Here is a 16,351-nt window from a genome sequence, read left to right on the forward strand (position 1 = left end):
GCGTTTATCGAATCGTAACCTACCCCGCGTTGCTGAGGTTTGACACAGCCTATTATGCTCGTGAACCAAGTTCACAAGAATCATGTGTTGAATAGCTCTACACGGAAGGCAGATCATGAAACTCGACATCGACGCCCTCGCCGCCCGCAAGCTCCTCGCGGTCGCCGGCACCGGCCTGATCGGACTGGTCGGCCTGGCCGCCTGCGGCTCGGACGACGGCGGCGCCGAGTCCGACGCCGAGACCAGCACTGTCGAGAACGGCGCAGGCGGGGAGGACACCGCGGCCGAAGGGGAGGCGCCCGCCGAGGACGCCGCCGCCGACACCTGCGAGATCGCCCCCGCCGAGGACGGCGCCGGCACCGACTTCGCGTCGCCGCTCGAGCGGTGCGCCGCCGGGGCGGTGGGCGCCTGGGACGTCGCCGTCACCGAGGTCGAACTCGACGCGACCGACACGATCCTGGAGGCCAACGCCTTCAACGAGGAGCCCGCCGACGGCTCCCAGTACCTGATGTTCACCCTCACCGGCACCAACAACGGCGACGCCGCCGCCGACCCCTTCATGGACCTGTGGATGGCCGTCGACTTCAACGACTTCCGCTACGAGGACACCTGCGGCGTGCTGCCGAACGACCTGGTCGACGTCGGCGAGGTCGCCCCCGGCGAGTCCTTCACCGCCAACGGCTGCGTCTTCGTCGACTCCGCGGGCGTCGAGGAGGCCGTCCTCGCCCTGTCCTCGCTGTCCTCGGCGGAGAGCACCGAGACGTACTACCAGCTGGGCTGAGGCCCGCACGGACCGGAGGACGCGGCGACCATGGGCGGAACCCGCGTCCTCCTTCGCGCCGCCCGGCGCCTGCGCCTCGGCCGTACACTGCGGCTATGAGCGTGTCCAGGCTCCTGTCCGCCCTCGCCGACCTCGCCCCCGCCCCGAAGCCGCCCACCTTCGACCGGCTCGGCGCCAAGACCGCCTGGGGCACCGCCTTCGACCACGTCGAGGACGGCGGCGCGCTCGAGGCCTACGACGAGCTCCACCGCGACGAGCGGCTGCTGCGCCAAGGCTGGGGCGTCGTCATGGGGCGCACCGACGTCGAAGGCAGGACCCAGCGCGTGCGCTACCCGCTGATCAGCCGCCCCGTCCGCCTCGAGAGCACCAGGTCCCTCTCCCGAGGCCAGCACGTGAGACCCGCCGGCGACATCGCCGTCTGCGAGGAGCTCGCCGAGACCGAGTTCGCCCCGACGCTCGAATCCGTCTTCGACCCCGAACGCCGGGACGCCCTCCTCGCTGACACCGACTGGCTCCGCAAGGCCGCCGCCTCCGCCGGATTCCCCGACGCCTCGATCGAGGACGGCCCGCCCGAACGCGACCAGGGCCGCCTCGTCGTCGTCCCCCGGCCCGTCGTCTACATCGACCGCGAGGCCGCCCCCAGCCCGCTCGCCTCCCGGCTGCGCGACTGGGCCGACGCGCCCGGCCTCGACGCCACCGCGCTCGCGGCGATCTACGACCCCGACGACCGCGAGCCCCCCGCCGTCGCCGACGCCCCGGCGCCGCGCTGCGCCCTCCCGCTCAGCCGCGAGCAGGCCGCCGCCGTCGCCGCGGCCCGCACCGAGGCGGTCACCGTCGTCGCCGGAGCGCCCGGCTGCGGCAAGAGCCACACGCTCGCCGCCGTCGCCCTCGACGCCGTCGCCGCGGGCCGCTCGGTCCTCATCGCCACCCAGTCCGTCCACGCCGCCGACGTCCTCGCCGCCCTCCTCGACCGCCACCCCGGCCCCCTGCCCGTCCAGTTCGGCGACTCCGAACGGCGCGACGAGTTCACCACCAGGCTCGGCTCGGGCGTCGCCAAAGGCCACGGCAGACGCGAGGTCGACCGCCACGAGCGGGCCGCCGCCGACGCCCTCGACTACACCGACCGCCTCGAAGGCGAGATCACACGGGCCCTCGAGCTCGAGACCCGCCGCGCCCGCGCCCTCACCGCCCCCGCCTTCCTCCTCGACGAGTTCCCCGCCCTGAAGGAGGCCGACCTCGACGAGGTCGAACGCCTCCTCCACCGCGCCCACGGCGACGACGACCGCTGGTGGGCCGGGCTCCGGCGGCGCCTCGCCAGACGCCGCCTGCGCGCCCTCGCAGGCGCCGACGGCCCCGCCGCCGCGCTCACCCGCGCCCTCGAAGCGGCCCGCGACCGGCGCGCCATGACCCGCCTCGCCGCCGAAGGCACCGACCTGGCCGCGCTCTGGCACGCCCTGGAGGAGGCCGACCGCGACGCCGCCACCGCCGTCGGCACCGCCCTGAGCCACGAGACCGGCTCGGCCGCGAGACGATCGGGCTCCTCCCGGCGCGCCCTCGCCGACCTCGCGACGGCGCTGCGCGTCGGCGACCGCGGCCAGCGGCGCCGCGCGCTCGCCGCCGTCGACGCCGCCGCGATGCTCCGCGCCATGCCGCTGTGGATCGGCACCGTCGCCGACGTCGAGGACCTCCTGCCCTCGGTGCCGGGCATGTTCGACCTGGTCATCCTCGACGAGGCCAGCCACATCAACCAGCTGCGGGCCGCCCCCGTCCTGGCCCGCGCCCGCCGCGCCGTCGTCGCGGGCGACCCAAGGCAGCTGCGGTTCGTCTCCTTCGCCGGCGAGGAGCGCCTGACCGAGGTCCTCGCCTCCCACGGCCTCGCCGACCGGGCCGCCCAGCTCGACACGAGGCGCGTCAGCGCCTACGACCTCGCCTGCGGCGCCGGGCCGGTCGTCGAGCTCACCGAGCACCACCGCAGCGTCCCGCACCTCATCGGCTTCTCGGCCGCGAAGTTCTACCACGGCCGCGTCAAGCCGATCACCACCCACCCGCGCAACCACGACGCCGACGTCATCGCCGTCCACCGCGTCACCGCCGCGAAATCCTCGCCGAAAGGCGTCCTCGGAGCCGAAGTCGACAAGTCGGTCGAACTGCTCGCCGAGCTCGTCGAACGCGGCGAGACCGGCCTGGCCGTCCTCTCGCCGTTCCGCGCCCAGGCCGAGGCGATCGAGGCCGCCGTCGTGCGGCGCTTCGACGTCGCCACCATCCGCTCCCGCCGCATCCGCGCCGGCACCGTCCACGCCTTCCAAGGCTCCGAGGCCGACACCGTCATCGCCTCCCTCGGCGCCGCCGACGGCGACCCGGCCGGGCGCAGGCGCTTCATCGCGAACCCGAACCTGTTCAACGTCATGATCACCCGCGCCCGCGCCCACCTCCACGTCGTCACCGCCCTCACCGGACCCGACGGCCTCGTCGGCGAGTTCCTCACCTACGCCGACCGCCCACCGGCATCCCCAGTGGACGGGCAGGCCGGCTCCGACGAGTGGACCGCCGCCCTCGCGGACGCCCTCGCCGCCTCGGACGTCCCGGTGCGCCGCGCCTACCCGGCCGGGCACTGGAGCGTCGACCTCGTCGTCGGCGACGGCGAGCGGGCGGTCGGCCTCATCTGCGCCGTCCACCCCGAAGGGCCCCGGGCGCACCTGGCCCGCCACCGCGCCCTGCGCCGCGCCGGATGGCGGCTCGCCGACGCCTTCCCCTCGACGTTCGCCGACGACCCCGCCCGCGCCGCGGTCGCCGTCCTCGCCGAACCCCCGCGCCAGTGATCTCCGCCTCCGAACACCGCGTGAAGCAACCGTCACAACGGCGAAATGCCTGCTTGAGGCCGGTGTGTACGCCTATTCCGGTGGGCACCGTCGGCACGGGGCTGGAAGGCGGTCCTTAGAGTCGCGGAGCATCAACCTCGCCACCGGGACCCGACCGGCGGCGGCTCACAGAAAGCGACCAATGACCGAGCACACCTCGACTTCCGCCCCCTTCAAGCGCGTCCTCGCCGTCGCCGGCGTCGGCCTGGCCGGCGCCGTGGCCCTGAGCGGCTGCTCCCTCCTGGAGTCCTCCGACGACGGCGATTCCGGCTCCACCGAGGTCAGCGACGAGCAGGTCGACGCCGCCGCCGACGCCCAGTCCGGCGACTGCCTCGCCCCCGGATTCCTCGACGGCACCAGCGACGAGTTCACGATCGACTGCTCCGACCCGACCGCGCAGTGGACGATCACCGCCATCGAGGCCGACCCCGGCGTCACCGCCTCCGGCGGCGACATCGCCGACCCCCAGCCCATCTTCGACCTGTGCGGCGAGGAGGTCGGCGCCCTCCTGCCCGGCAAGCCCCTCACCGACTGGAACATGATCTACGACCAGGCGACCGGCGCCGTCGACTACCTGTTCTGCATCGAGGCCACCGACCAGCCGGACGGCGAGGGCGCGCTCCTCGCCGTGCCGACCACCGGCGAGTGCTTCTCCAGCGCCGACGCCGAATGGAAGACCCTCCCGTGCGACTCGGCCGCGGCCGACTCCACCGTCGCGAACGCCGTCGAGTTCCCGTCCTCCGAGTGGGCGGCCCCCGACGTCGAAGGCGCCACCGCCGAATGCGGCGGGACCGCCTACTACGAGCTGCTCGACCAGTTCGACCGGACCACCGGCCTGCTCTGCGTCGAGTAGTCGACGAGCACGACCGAACCGAAGGCCCGAGGCTGTGCCTCGGGCCTTCGCCGCGCGCACTGGCACCGCCGCCGTATCGTCGAAGACGCCCGGCACCGGCACCCGACCGCTCTTCCGCAGAAAGCGCCAGCATGACCGCTCACCCCTCGATCTCCGCCCCGCTGCGGCGCCTCGCCGCCGCCGGACTGCTCGGCCTCGCGATGCTCACCGGCTGCGAGTCGAACGAGGAGTCCCCCGCACCCGGCATCACCGAAGCCGAACCCGGCGAGTGCCTCCCGCGGGAGATCCCCGCCCGCGACGCCGTCGAGTTCACCGTCGACTGCGACGACGAGGCGGCGTTCTGGACCCTCACCGCGATCAGCGGCGACTCCGGCGCGAGTTCCCCGGACGGTGCCGACCTCGTCGACGATCAGCCCTTGTTCGACCTGTGCGGCGAGGAGATCACCGCGTACTTCCCCGGTCGGCCCCACACCGGCTGGGACATGGTCCACGACGAGGAGTCCGGCGAGGTCGAGTACCTGTTCTGCTTCGAGGCCATCGGAAGGCCGGACGCCGAGGGCGCGACCCCGGTCGTCCCCGCCGTCGAGGAGTGCTTCGAGTCCAGCGACGTCGAATGGTGGACGCGGCCGTGCGATCCCGCCGTGGCCGACGCCGTCGTCACCGACGTCTTCGAGCTCGAGCTCGAAGACCGCGGTGCGTTCGGCGACGTGTTCGAGGAGCTCTCGGGCCAATGCACCGGCAGCGCCTACCGGGGGCTCGTCGACGACTTCGGCCGCACGTCCGGCATCATCTGCTTCGACTACCTCTGACGCCCCTACGGTATGAACACCACGTACTCGCGCAGGTGGTGCTCGAACGTCGGGCTGATCTCGACGACCAGCAGCACCTCACCGAGGCTCTGGAACGGCCCGAAGCGCTCCACCCGGTCCCGGATCTGCTTGGCGCTCACCGCGGTCACGCCCGGCAGCGACATCAGGACCCCCACCGGCGCGTGGTTGAGGTCGACCAGGCCGCCGTCGTCGAACTGGCGCGGCAGGTCGGGCCGTCCGATGCCGAGCCGCTTGGCCAGCATGGGATCGGCGGCGACCGTGCCGCGGGCCTGCGCGCGCAGCCGCCTGGCCCGGTCGACCGCTTCGGGGCCGCTCGCCCTGGCCACCAGCACGTCCGGCGCCGGCGCCGGCGGCGCCCACACCAGCGGCCGGATCACGAACAGGTGCACCGTCGCCACCACCGTCACGACCGGCAGGATCGCGTATATGAGCGCGTCGGCCCACCCCGGCGCCTGATCGCCGAAGGTGCCAGCCAGGCAGATCCACGTCAGCGACAGGGCGCTGTAGCCGACGAGGGCGGCGATCGTGGCCGGGGTGCGCCGCTTCGCCACGGCCGCACCGAAGGCGATGGCCACGCCGAAGCCGCAGGTGAGGATCGGCAGCATCGCCCACAGGATCGTGCCGATCTCGGAGGCGGTCTTGAGGCGCTGTTGGGGAACGACGGGACCGGGGACGGTCATTTACGGGGGACTCCCAGCCGTGGATTGGATCTGCACCGGCCACCCGGGGCCCGCCTGGGGAGGAACGGACCAGGCACGCAGCAGCCGCCTGGCCTCAATGGTATCGGGGTCGTCCTCGCCGAGCGCGGCCGCCATGTCGACGGCGAGGCCCGCGAGCGCCCCGTGCGCCTCGGCGCCGCGCCCGAGCGCGGCCAGCATGTCGACCGCGGCGCGGCGCCCGCGCAGCGTGCGCCGGTCGGCCTCGCCCGCCAGGCGCCGCAGGCGCTCGACGACGCTGTGCAGCCCGCTGAGCGCGGTCGCCGCGTTTCCCAGCGCCGCAAGGCATTGCGCCGCCCGCACCTGGCAGTGGAGGGCCTCGGCCGGGTCGGCCGCCTCGAAGTCGGCGGCCAGCGCCCGGAACGCGGTGAGCGCGCCGCCGAAGTCGCCCTCGCGCAGGCGCCCTTCGGCCCCGGCGAGGCGCTCGGCGGCGCGCGGCGCCGCGGCGGTCCGACCGAGCTCGGCCGCGGCCTCCCGGGCGACGGACGGCGGCGCCAGCGGCGCCCGGAACGGCCAGGTCGGGTCGCCCGAGTCGCGGGCGGCCATGCCGGAGACGGGCAGCCGTTCGAGGAGCCCGGCGAGCACGAGGTAGACCGCGGCGGCGTCGCCCGGCCGCTCGCCGGGGTCCTTGCGCAGCAGGTGCCCGATGAGGTCGTCGAACTCGGGCGGCAGCTCCGGCCGGCGGCGGCGCACCGGCTCGGGGACCTCCTCCAGGTGCGCGGTCTGGACCTCGTAGGCGCTGCCGCGCCCGGCGAACAGCCGCTCGCCGGTGGCCATCTCGTACAGCAGGGCCCCGAGCGCGTACAGATCGGAGGCCGGGCCCGCCGGGCGCGCCCTGATCTGCTCGGGCGCCATGTAGTTCAGCGTGCCCGGCTTGTCGCCGGTGGCGGTCAGGCGGGTCGGGTCGCCTTCGAGGATCGCGGCGATCCCGAAGTCCACCACCGACACCCGCCCATCGAGTCCGACGATGATGTTGGCGGGCTTGAGGTCCCGGTGGATCACCTGGCGGGCGTGGGCGGCGGCCAGCACGGACGCGAGCTGCGCGCCGATCGCGGTCGACCAGTCGGCCGGGAGCGGGCCGGTCTCGTCGAGCAGGTCGCGCAGGCTCAGCCCCGGCAGGTAGGCCATGACGAGGTACAGCTCGCCCGAGTCCTCGTCGACCCCGGCGTCGAAGATCGCCGGGACGCCGGGGTGCGCGATCTGGGCGGTGACGCGGGCTTCGCGGCGGAACCGCGCGGCGGCCTCGTCCCGCTGCGGGCCCTCCAGCAGGTCGGGCCTGACGACCTTGACGGCCACCTCGCGTCCGAGGCGGGCGTCGACGCCCTGCCAGACGCGGCCCATGCCGCCCGCGCCGACCGGCCGGGCCAGTTCGTATCGGTCGGCGATGACGCGAGTGCTGTTCACCGGTCCGTTGTACTGCACGATCGCCACGGCCCCGAGACCGGTCGGGCACGGGCGCGGCCCGCCCGGCGCGGCCGGACGGGCCCGCTTCGGCCGTCGAGGACACTACGGCTCGCAGGTCCACCTGACCGCGTTGAGGGTGTGCATGCCGGTGGCGTCCTCGCCGACGTAGACGCTCCCGGCGACGATCGAGCCGTCGGAGCTGATCGAGTCGGCCTGGTCGCCGAAGTAGTTGTCGGCCGGGTCGCTGACGCCCGGCAGCGCGACGACCCCCTCGCGGGTCTGGACGGCGGCGTCGGGGAAGAGCGATCCGGCCGCGGTGCCGTCGGCGGCGACCGCCGCGGGGCCCTCGATCTCCAGGACCTCGGCCGTGCCCTCGGCGAGGTTCCAGCGGATGCCCGCCCCGGGGTGCTCCGGCGTGTCCAGGTACCCCGAGGCCCACTGGCCGTTCAGGTCCGAAACGTAGGAGTGGGCCGTGCCCGGCTCGACGCCCTCCGGCCACGGCAGCTCGGAGCCGGTGCCGTCGCTGTTCCATGCGTACGGCTTGAAGTCGCCGTTCTCGATGGAGAAGTAGCCGACGATCGTGCCGTCGTCGCCGATGTCGGTGGCGGTGCCCCAGACGGCCTTCTCGGGAAGCTCCAGCTCGACCGCCTCCTCGGAGCCGGCCGGCCACAGCACCGGCTGCGAGCCGCTCTGGCCCACGATGTCGCCGTGCTCGTTGATCCCGTTCGCCTCGCCGCCGCCGGTGTTCGGCAGCTCCGCGGCCTTGCCCCCGCGCCACGCGTACGGGACCGAGCCGTCGCCGAGCCAGGTGGAGGCGGCGGCCTCGCCGCCGGAGTTCACATCGTTCAGCGCCTGGTCCTCGCCGGGGATCGGCACCTCGGTGACCTTGCCGCCGGAGTACAGCATCGTGTAGCGCTCGAAGCCGAAGTCGAGCGGATAGGCTCGGTAGGCGATGACCGAGCCGTCGTCGCTCATGCCGGTCGTGAAGGTGAACAGCAGCCCGTCGGGGATCGGGAGCGTCTCCAGCTCGCACGAGAGCTCCGCCGCATCGGTTCCGTTCGCCGAGGCGGCTTGCGCCGGAAGGGCGCCCGCGCCCGCCGCGAGCAGCACCGCGGCGGCTGCCAATGCCCTGCAGGGCTTCGAATGCCGTTGCACCGTGGTTGACATCGTGTCGTCCTCTCGGGAAGCGGTTCGTTCGGGATCGGGCGATCCCGTCACCGTTACGACGCTTGAAACGCTTGCCCCCGTTGCGTGGAACGCGGAGAATTCCCCCTTCGACCCGAAAGCGGGGCACGATATAAGCGCCTTGTCCAATTTCGACCGAAAAGCCTCCGCCTCCGGCCGGGGTGCGAGGCCGCGGGGCCGCGTTCCCGTATCTGACGCTCTGCGGACGCTCCGTCGCGGGCCGTGGCCCCGGCCACAAGAGACTCACCGTGATCAGCCGCGAAACACCTGCGTAACCGTCGAATGCCCGAAGGTGGCGCGGCGCGCGTCTCACCGGGCCCGGATTGACTGGAACATGTGTCGGACGCTACAGTCTTTCACAAATACCCTTCCGTGTTATGCAACCACCCCGTCAGGTGAACCCTTAGTGGTAGGGAGCCCATATGCCGTCGCTGGTCACAGATCCCCGCAGCGTTAGAGTGCGTACAGTGGACGGTCTCGGTGCCCTGGGCATACCCGCGCCCCCCGAACGCTTCCCCATGCCCTTCCCCGAAGGCCGTCTCCCCAGGCTCCGCCCCCGGGTCCACATGGAGGCGCGCGCGGCCATCCTCAACATCGTCCAGGCCCGCGTGTTCAACATGCCCGAGGAACTCGCCATGCGCTGGCTGCTCGACGCCCACGTCCTGGACCACCTGACCCCCGACGAATGGGGCTTCATCGCCTGCGGCAGAGGCGAACGGGCCCGCTACGCCGACCAGCTCGAGTGCCTCTACGCCGTCGCCTGGCTGCTCGGTCTCGTCGACCACCTCGACCCCACCGTCGCCTGCTCCGAAGAGCTCCCCGAGCTCCTGCCGGACCTGCGCCGCCCCGAGTCGTTCAGCGAATGGCGCGACCGCCACCTGACGCCCACCCGGGACGCCGGCGTCGTCGCTGAGATGCTCGATCTGTACTACTGCCTGGACTGGGTGTGCGACCAGTCCAGGCGCGCCGGCGCGGCCCTGCCGCCCGGCGTGGACGACAGCCTCGTCTGGCACCGCCGCTGGGCCCTGGAGTGGGCCGTGGTCTTCGCCGAGGAGCGCCCCGTCCACTGGGACGAGGTGCGACTCTGAGGCGTCCTCGCGAGAGCCGGTGACTACCATTCGCGGAATGAATTTCAAGCCGCTGACCCACGACGAGATCCGTTCCGCCCCCAAGGCGGTGCTCCACGAGCACCTCGACGGCGGTCTGCGTCCCCAGACCCTCATCGAGCTCGCCGCCGAGATCGACCACCCTCTCCCCGCCCATGATCCGAAGGCGCTCGCCGACTGGTTCTTCGAGGCCGCGAACTCCGGCAGCCTGGAGCGCTACCTGACGACCTTCGACCACACCGTCGCCGTCCTCCAGACCCCCGACAACTGCGCCCGCGTCGCCGCCGAGGCCGTCGAGGACCTCGCCGCCGACGGCGTCGTCTACGCCGAGCTGCGCTACGCCCCCGAGCAGCAGCTGCAGCGCGGTATGAGCCTCGGCGAGGTCGTCGAGGCCACCGTCGCCGGGCTCGCCGAAGGCGAACGCCGTGCCGCCGCGGCCGGCCACCCCATCACGACCGGCACCATCCTGTGCGGCATGCGCCACGCGAACCGCGTCAAGGAGATCGCCGAACTCGCCGTCGCCTACCGCGACAAGGGCGTCGTCGGCTTCGACATCGCCGGAGCCGAGATCGGCCACCCGGCCGAGGCCCACCTGGACGCCTTCGACCACCTGCGGCGCGAATGCATGCGGTTCACCATCCACGCCGGCGAGTCGGCCCACCTGCCCTCGATCAGCGGGGCCGTCGCCCAGTGCGGCGCCGAGCGGATCGGCCACGGCGTCAGGCTCATGGAGGACATCGACCTCCGCGGTGACGAACCGAAGCTCGGACGCCTGGCGAGCTACATCCGCGACCGCCGCATCGCCCTCGAGGTGTGCCCCTCGTCCAACCTCCAGACCGGCGCCGCCGAGTCGATCGAGACCCACCCGGTGGGAGACCTGTACGACCTCGGCTTCCGCGTCACGGTCAACAACGACAACCGCCTGATGAGCCGCACCCACACCTCCCGCGAGTTCCAGCTGCTGTCCGAGAACTTCGGCTGGAGCTGGCCGGAGCTCAAGCGCTGCACCGTGAACGCCCTGGAGGCCGCGTTCCTGCCCTACCCGGAGCGCCGCCGCCTCATCGACGAGGTCGTCCTCCCCGCCTACGAGCGGCTCGAAGACCGGGCCGACCGCGCCGCGTGAGCGCCGCCTCCGCTCTCGGAGTCTGAACGGCACGCTCGGTAAGCTCGCCGCATGCACATCTACACCGCCCCCGTCGTCGTCCCGATCGCCGGCGATCCCGTCCGCGACGGCGCGGTCGGGGTCGACGGCGACCGGATCGCCTACGTCGGGCCAGCCGCCGACGCCCCCGAATCCGAGGACGCCACCGCCTTCGCGGGCGTCCTCACCCCCGGCCTGGTCAACGCCCACACCCACCTGTGCTACACCGGCTTCGCCGACATGCACGGCAATGAGAAGGAATTCTTCGAGTGGATCCAGGAGTTCGCCAGGCGCAACCCGGCCACCGCCGACGATGAGTGGAAGGCCGCCGCCCAGGACGGCGTCGACCAGTCCCTCGCGGCCGGCGTCACCGCCGTCGCCGACGTCGTCACCCCGGCCGCCGCGTTCGAGCCGCTCCTGGCCTCCGACCTGGCGGGCGTCGCCTACTGGGAGGCCTGCTTCATCGACGACGAGGCCTGGGAGGAGCGCCGCAAGGCCTGGCGGGAGATCGTCACCGAGACGCGCGCCGTCAACGGCTCCGACCTGGCCGTCGGCGTCAGCCCGCACACGCTCTACTCACTGGGCACCGGCGTCGCCAAGAGCCTCGCCGAGCTGGCCCGCACCCTCGACATCCGCCTCCACCCGCACCTGGCCGAGACCACCCATGAGGACATGTTCGTGCGCCGCGGCTCGGGGCCGTTCGCGTTCATGAACCGCCGCATCGGCCTCGACCTCGAACTCGCCGCGGGCGGCGCCGGGCACTCGCCGGCCCAGCAGATGGCGAAGGTGGGCTGGCTCGGCGCCGACTCCCATGTCGCCCACGGCGTCCACCTCGACGCCGAGGACCGGGCGCTCCTGCGCGAGCAGGGCACCGCCGTGGCCCTGTGCGCCCGCTCGAACGCCCGCCTCGAAGCGGGGGAGGCGCCCGTGGCCGCGCACCGCGCCGAAGGCAACCCCGTCGCCGTCGGCACCGACTCGCGGGCCTCGGCGCCCGACCTCGACGTCGCCGCCGAATGGCCCGTGCTGCGCAAGCTGGCCCTCGCCCAGGGCGACGACGGCGACGGCCTCAACGAGTGGCTCGTCCGCGCCGCCACCGAAGGCGGCGCGAAGGCGCTCGGGCGCAGCGACATCGGCGCCATCAAGGTCGGTGCCCGCGCCGACCTGGCCGTGTTCGACGTCGACACCGAGGCCAACCCGTACGCCGCGCTCGTGTCGGAGGCGGCGGGGAACTGCAAGGCCACCGTCGTCAAGGGCCGCCTCATCGAACATTGAGTTTCGATAACGGTTCGGTCACACTGCTTGTGCCGCGCCGCTCGTGTCCGGGATGCTGGCAGGGCTCAGGACTTCGACCCCATTGGGGAGCGGCGCTCGCCGCTCTCCTCTATCCCCTGGAGATGGCGGGGCGCGCGTTTGTGTGTGTACGCGCGCCCCGCCGATCGTCGTCCGCGGTCCCTTCCCGCCGCTCGCCGCCGCCGCGAAACCTCCAGTTCACATGCTCATGTCCGCGTTAAACCTCCCCAAACGGCGCACTCCCACCCCGAAAGGGCCAACTACCAGCCGAAATGTGACAGCGAGCACGCCGTAGTTATCGGATGGGTCACGTGCGATAACGGTTCGGTTTCATAGATCGACATCACAGCCCGGGTGCGTCAGTGTGGTCCTGTAACGCAGACCGCACCGCGGGGCGGCCCGAAAGTCGATCGGATCACGATCGGCGGACCCGAGCCCTTCACCCCGGACGCGGCCCGACCACCGTCCGAGCCGGATGACGCGAGGAGGAGCAGATGATCACGGCGACCGCTGATCCGGACGCGCTCCGCCTTGCCGCGCAGACATTCCGATCGTCGACCCGAGCCGATCTCCGGCTCACCGGCCTTCCCGAAAGGGCACTCCCGCCGGGCGAACGCGCTGCCTTCCTTTCCCAGCTCCCTCGAGGCAGCGCGTGACGCGCACTCCGCGCGCCCGCTAACCCCTTGATCCGCCGGGGCCCACACCGACAGGGCTCCGGCGGATTTCTCTGTCCCCGGCGAGGCCCCGCCACCAGGGCCCGAGCGGGTCCCGCCGCCTCGAATGAGGGCTCGGTCACCGTCCCGGTCGGCTCCGGCCCACACTGCCAGGGCTCCGGCGGCCCCCCGTTCCACGATGTGCGAGGCTGAGCCCGTGAGCCAGGCGAATGAAGCGAACACCCCCAGTAAGGAGCCCCGTCGCGTTGCCGCGATGTTCGACCGGGTCGCTCCGGGATACGACCGCACCAACACCGTGATGGTCGCCGGGCAGGACAAGCGCTGGCGCAGGGCCACCCGCGAGGCGCTCAGCCTGCAACCGGGGGAGCGGTGCCTCGACCTCGGGGCCGGCACCGGCGTCTCCACCGCCGAACTGGCCAGGTCCGGCGCCGATGTCATCGGCCTGGACATCTCCATCGGCATGCTCAAGGCCCACGCCGACCGGCAGGTGCCCCTGGTCGCCGGGGACGCGCTCCGCCTGCCCTTCGCCGACGACACGTTCAACGCCGTCACCGGCTCGTTCTTCATCCGCAACGTCGTCGACCTCGACGCCTGCCTCGCCGAGATCCTGCGGGTCCTCCAGCCCGGCGGCCGCCTCGTCCTGTGCGAGGTCTCGCGCCCCGCCTGGAAGCCTTACCGGGCCGCGCACGGCCTGTTCGTCAAGCGCATCCTCCCGAAGGTCGCCGCGCGCGTCGCCTCCGACCCCGAGGCCTACAAGTACCTCGCCGAGACGACCATGGACTGGCCCGACCAGGCCGCCTTCGCCGAGCGGATCGTGAAGGCCGGCTACCGGAAGGTCGCCTGGCGCAATCTCGCCGGCGGCGCCGTGGCCCTCCACCGCGGCTTCAAATAACCGCAGCCGACCGCGCATCGTCCGGCGGGGACGCCGTTCTCGCGCAGCGGGTTCACCGAACGGCGGCGCGCCCGCGCCGATGCCGACGCCCGCCTGCCGCCGGTCACTCCGGCCGACGTCGACGCCCAGGCCCGCGCGGGCCCGCTCAGGCGAGTTGGAAGGAGCGCCTCGAGAGGCCGAACCAGAAGCCGTCGATGACGGTCTCGGCGGCCTGCTCGGCCTCGCTCGCCGCGCCGTAGGCGATGAACAGCGGCACGTAGTGGTCCACCGTCGGGTGCGCGTACGGCATCCCGGGCGCCTTCGAGCGGTACGAGGCGAGCGTATCGACGTCGCCCGCGGCCAGGGCCTCGGCGGCCCAGGCGTCGAAGTCGGACGACCAGCCCGGGACCCGGTCCGAGAAGTCGATGTACGGCAGCCCGTGGGTCATGAAGCCCGAGCCGATGACCAGGTAGCCCTCGTCGCGCAGCGGCCGCAGCCGGCGGCCGATGCCCATGAGCCGGTCCGGGTCGTGCGTCGGGATCGACAGCTGGAGCACCGGGACGTCCCCGTCGGGGTACATGACCTTGAGCGGCACCCACGCGCCGTGGTCCAGGCCCCGGCTCGGGTGCCGGTGGAGCGGTTCGGCGTCGGGCATCGCCGCGGCCACCCGCTCGGCCATCGCGCTCGCGTCGGGCGTGGCGTACCGCATCCGGAAGAAGCGCTCGTCGAAGCCGCCGAAGTCGTAGACCAGCGGCGTGCCCGCCTCGGGGCTGGAGAGCATGAGCGGGGCCGACTCCCAGTGGGCGCTGACGATGAGGATGCCCTTGGGCTTCGGCAGGCGCTGCGCCCAGGCGAAGAGCCGGTCGATCCAGTCGGCCTCGTCGAACAGCGGCGGCGCGCCGTGGCTGAGGTACAGGACCGGCATCGGGCCGTCGGCGCTCGTCCAGGGGCGGCGCTCGGCGGCCTCGGGGGCGGTGGTCCGAAGGAACGCGTCGAACGCGGCTCCGGCTTGGGCGGTCATGGTCTCTCCTCGTCCGCTCCATGGGGGTCCACTGCGGGGTGTCGGGTGAATGATTCCCAGGAAATATTGAACCTTCAACTAAGATTACTCGCTCAAGCCGCCGCGGCAAGCAGCGAAGTTAAGCTTGTGGGATGAGTGACGACGCGCTTTGGCTCGACGATGCCGAGATGGAGACCTGGCTGGCCCTCATCAGCCTGGTCATGAAGCTCCCCAGTGCGCTCGACGAGCAGCTGCGGCGCGACGCGAAGCTCAGCCACTTCGAATACGGCGTGCTCGCCGTCCTGGAGCGGGCCGAGGACCACACGCGCCGGATGAGCGATCTCGCCTACCTGTGCAACGGCTCCCTCTCGCGCCTGTCCCACGTCGCCCGCCGCCTCGAGGAGGCCGGGCTCATCGAGCGCTTCGCCTGCCCCACCGACGGGCGCGCCACGCTCGCCAAGCTCACCGACCACGGCCTGGACATCCTCGCCAAGGCCGCTCCCGGCCACGTCGCCCTCGTCCGCCACCTGGTCTTCGACGTCCTCGACGAGGACGAGACGGCCCGCTTCGGCGTCCTGGCGAAGCGCATCCTCACCCGCATCGAAGAGGGCTAGCGTCGCCTTTCGGATCCCGCACGCGCAGAGCCCGGCCGGAACCCCATGCGGGCTCCGGCCGGGCTCTTGCGGTTCTGCGCGTTACGCGACGGCCGCGGCGCGGCCGGCCTTCAGGGCCGCGGCGGTGGCGACGACGCGCTCGGCCTGCGCGCTCGCGGCGGTGAGGGTGGTCTCGTCGATGTCGGAGCCGTTCCAGTGGGAGACGCCGTACGGCGAGGCGTTCGCGAACAGGGCCTCGTTCGCGTAGCCGGGGGCGACCACGATGCCGCCGAAGTGGTGGAAGGAGTTGTAGAGCGCCAGCAGGGTCGACTCGTTGCCGCCGTGCTTGCCGGAGGCGGAGGCGAAGCCGGAGTAGACCTTGTCGGCGAGCTTGCCCTGGAACCAGAGCGGGCCGAGGGTGTCGAGGAACTGCTTGAGCTGCGAGGTGACGTTGCCGAAGCGGGTCGGCGAGCCGAAGAGCAGCGCATCCGCCCACTCCACGTCGTCGTGGGTGGCCTCGGGGATCTCGGCGATGGCCTTGATGTTCTCGGCCCATGCCGGGTTGGAGTCGATCGCGGCCTGCGGGGCGAGCTCGGCGACGCGGCGCAGGCGCACCTCGGCGCCGGCCTTCTCGGCGGACTCGGCGATCTGGCGGGCGAGCGTGGTGACATTGCCGGTGGCGGAGTAGAAGATGACCGCGACCTTGACGGGCTCGACAGCGTTGACTGACATGTGCATACCTCGTTGGCGGAGTTCGGGCGGCGGGGCCGCGCACGGAAAGTATTGGTTCAGATTTGAACTACCGTCGACGATAACCGGCATCTCGCTAAAGTTCAAATTTGAATCATTGTGGCGCTCATTACGTCGCTTCCGATGCGGGGATTGCGCGAGTCGCAAAGCGGCGATGCTGTCTCTTTCATCACTGTTGTGCCCGATCGACGGAAACGCTCCGCGCCCTGCCCGGCGCGATGGCGTAATGGCACAGCCGTACGCCGCGTGAGCACCTGTAACGCAAAGTTAGGCCGACCTAAGTGACAGTGCGGAAATAA

Annotated in this window: 14 protein-coding genes; 9 read left to right on the forward strand and 5 right to left on the reverse strand. The window is 72.3% G+C overall.

All coding sequences use genetic code 11. The annotated features are described in order from the left end of the window. Window positions 1-115 precede the first annotated feature (115 nt). From YWW_RS36595 to YWW_RS33225, 4 genes are all read left to right on the forward strand, one after another. Window positions 116-781: a hypothetical protein gene (locus tag YWW_RS36595; RefSeq protein ID WP_026932355.1), complete on the forward strand. Its 666-nt coding sequence runs from the start codon at window positions 116-118 to the stop codon at window positions 779-781. Window positions 782-876: 95 nt separating this feature from the next. Continuing rightward, the gene (locus YWW_RS0125970) at window positions 877-3,600 is read left to right on the forward strand and encodes a DEAD/DEAH box helicase (RefSeq protein ID WP_026932356.1); all 2,724 of its coding nucleotides are present in this window, start codon (window positions 877-879) and stop codon (window positions 3,598-3,600) included. Between the two features lie 181 nt (window positions 3,601-3,781). After that, window positions 3,782-4,492 carry a hypothetical protein gene (locus YWW_RS34595; protein WP_026932357.1) on the forward strand — a complete coding sequence of 237 codons (711 nt, stop codon included), beginning with the start codon at window positions 3,782-3,784 and terminating at the stop codon, window positions 4,490-4,492. A 131-nt stretch (window positions 4,493-4,623) separates the two neighbouring features. Beyond that, window positions 4,624-5,301, forward strand: coding sequence for a hypothetical protein (locus YWW_RS33225; RefSeq protein WP_051326336.1), 678 nt, complete (start codon window positions 4,624-4,626; stop codon window positions 5,299-5,301). Between the two features lie 5 nt (window positions 5,302-5,306). Here the strand turns inward: YWW_RS33225 and YWW_RS34600 are convergent, their stop codons facing one another. The 3 genes from YWW_RS34600 to YWW_RS0126000 form a co-directional block, all read right to left on the reverse strand. Next, entirely contained in the window at window positions 5,307-6,002 is a 696-nt protein-coding gene (locus tag YWW_RS34600; RefSeq protein WP_051326337.1) for a ComEA family DNA-binding protein, read from the reverse strand. Next, a complete protein-coding gene (locus tag YWW_RS33235; protein ID WP_155830416.1) occupies window positions 6,003-7,442 on the reverse strand; it encodes a serine/threonine-protein kinase in 1,440 nt (479 codons plus the stop codon). 102 nt (window positions 7,443-7,544) lie between these two features. Beyond that, on the reverse strand, window positions 7,545-8,609 hold the full coding sequence (locus YWW_RS0126000; protein WP_155830417.1) for a hypothetical protein: 1,065 nt from the start codon (window positions 8,607-8,609) through the stop codon (window positions 7,545-7,547). A gap of 485 nt (window positions 8,610-9,094) precedes the next feature. Between YWW_RS0126000 and YWW_RS0126005 the strand changes: the two genes are divergently transcribed. The 4 genes from YWW_RS0126005 (at window position 9,095) to YWW_RS0126020 (ending at window position 13,730) form a co-directional block, all read left to right on the forward strand. Beyond that, window positions 9,095-9,715: a DUF4272 domain-containing protein gene (locus YWW_RS0126005; RefSeq protein ID WP_162146010.1), complete on the forward strand. Its 621-nt coding sequence runs from the start codon at window positions 9,095-9,097 to the stop codon at window positions 9,713-9,715. 37 nt (window positions 9,716-9,752) lie between these two features. After that, window positions 9,753-10,856: an adenosine deaminase gene (locus YWW_RS0126010; protein ID WP_035697803.1), complete on the forward strand. Its 1,104-nt coding sequence runs from the start codon at window positions 9,753-9,755 to the stop codon at window positions 10,854-10,856. A 51-nt stretch (window positions 10,857-10,907) separates the two neighbouring features. After that, window positions 10,908-12,146, forward strand: a complete 1,239-nt coding sequence (locus YWW_RS0126015) for an amidohydrolase family protein (protein ID WP_026932362.1) — start codon at window positions 10,908-10,910, stop codon at window positions 12,144-12,146. An 870-nt stretch (window positions 12,147-13,016) separates the two neighbouring features. Continuing rightward, window positions 13,017-13,730, forward strand: coding sequence for a class I SAM-dependent methyltransferase (locus YWW_RS0126020; RefSeq protein WP_051326340.1), 714 nt, complete (start codon window positions 13,017-13,019; stop codon window positions 13,728-13,730). Window positions 13,731-13,875: 145 nt separating this feature from the next. Here the strand turns inward: YWW_RS0126020 and YWW_RS0126025 are convergent, their stop codons facing one another. After that, window positions 13,876-14,730, reverse strand: a complete 855-nt coding sequence (locus YWW_RS0126025; protein WP_026932364.1) for a dioxygenase family protein — start codon at window positions 14,728-14,730, stop codon at window positions 13,876-13,878. 131 nt (window positions 14,731-14,861) lie between these two features. Between YWW_RS0126025 and YWW_RS0126030 the strand changes: the two genes are divergently transcribed. Then, on the forward strand, window positions 14,862-15,323 hold the full coding sequence (locus YWW_RS0126030; protein ID WP_026932365.1) for a MarR family winged helix-turn-helix transcriptional regulator: 462 nt from the start codon (window positions 14,862-14,864) through the stop codon (window positions 15,321-15,323). 81 nt (window positions 15,324-15,404) lie between these two features. On the opposite strand, the gene wrbA is transcribed toward YWW_RS0126030, so the two are convergent. Continuing rightward, window positions 15,405-16,034, reverse strand: a complete 630-nt coding sequence (gene wrbA, locus YWW_RS0126035; RefSeq protein ID WP_035697835.1) for an NAD(P)H:quinone oxidoreductase — start codon at window positions 16,032-16,034, stop codon at window positions 15,405-15,407. Window positions 16,035-16,351 lie beyond the last annotated feature (317 nt).

This window comes from Glycomyces tenuis DSM 44171 (genome assembly GCF_000427885.1).
In the GTDB taxonomy this organism is placed as follows: Bacteria; Actinomycetota; Actinomycetes; order Mycobacteriales; family Micromonosporaceae; genus Glycomyces; species Glycomyces tenuis.

Coding starts and splice junctions, on each gene's coding strand:
- YWW_RS36595 (WP_026932355.1), top strand. CDS start 116: ATGAAACTCGACATCGACGCCCTCGCCGCCCGCAAGCTCCTCGCGGTC.
- YWW_RS0125970 (WP_026932356.1), top strand. CDS start 877: ATGAGCGTGTCCAGGCTCCTGTCCGCCCTCGCCGACCTCGCCCCCGCC.
- YWW_RS34595 (WP_026932357.1), top strand. CDS start 3,782: ATGACCGAGCACACCTCGACTTCCGCCCCCTTCAAGCGCGTCCTCGCC.
- YWW_RS33225 (WP_051326336.1), top strand. CDS start 4,624: ATGACCGCTCACCCCTCGATCTCCGCCCCGCTGCGGCGCCTCGCCGCC.
- YWW_RS34600 (WP_051326337.1), bottom strand. CDS start 6,002: ATGACCGTCCCCGGTCCCGTCGTTCCCCAACAGCGCCTCAAGACCGCC.
- YWW_RS0126000 (WP_155830417.1), bottom strand. CDS start 8,609: ATGTCAACCACGGTGCAACGGCATTCGAAGCCCTGCAGGGCATTGGCA.
- YWW_RS0126010 (WP_035697803.1), top strand. CDS start 9,753: ATGAATTTCAAGCCGCTGACCCACGACGAGATCCGTTCCGCCCCCAAG.
- YWW_RS0126015 (WP_026932362.1), top strand. CDS start 10,908: ATGCACATCTACACCGCCCCCGTCGTCGTCCCGATCGCCGGCGATCCC.
- YWW_RS0126020 (WP_051326340.1), top strand. CDS start 13,017: ATGTGCGAGGCTGAGCCCGTGAGCCAGGCGAATGAAGCGAACACCCCC.
- YWW_RS0126025 (WP_026932364.1), bottom strand. CDS start 14,730: ATGACCGCCCAAGCCGGAGCCGCGTTCGACGCGTTCCTTCGGACCACC.
- YWW_RS0126030 (WP_026932365.1), top strand. CDS start 14,862: ATGAGTGACGACGCGCTTTGGCTCGACGATGCCGAGATGGAGACCTGG.
- wrbA (WP_035697835.1), bottom strand. CDS start 16,034: ATGTCAGTCAACGCTGTCGAGCCCGTCAAGGTCGCGGTCATCTTCTAC.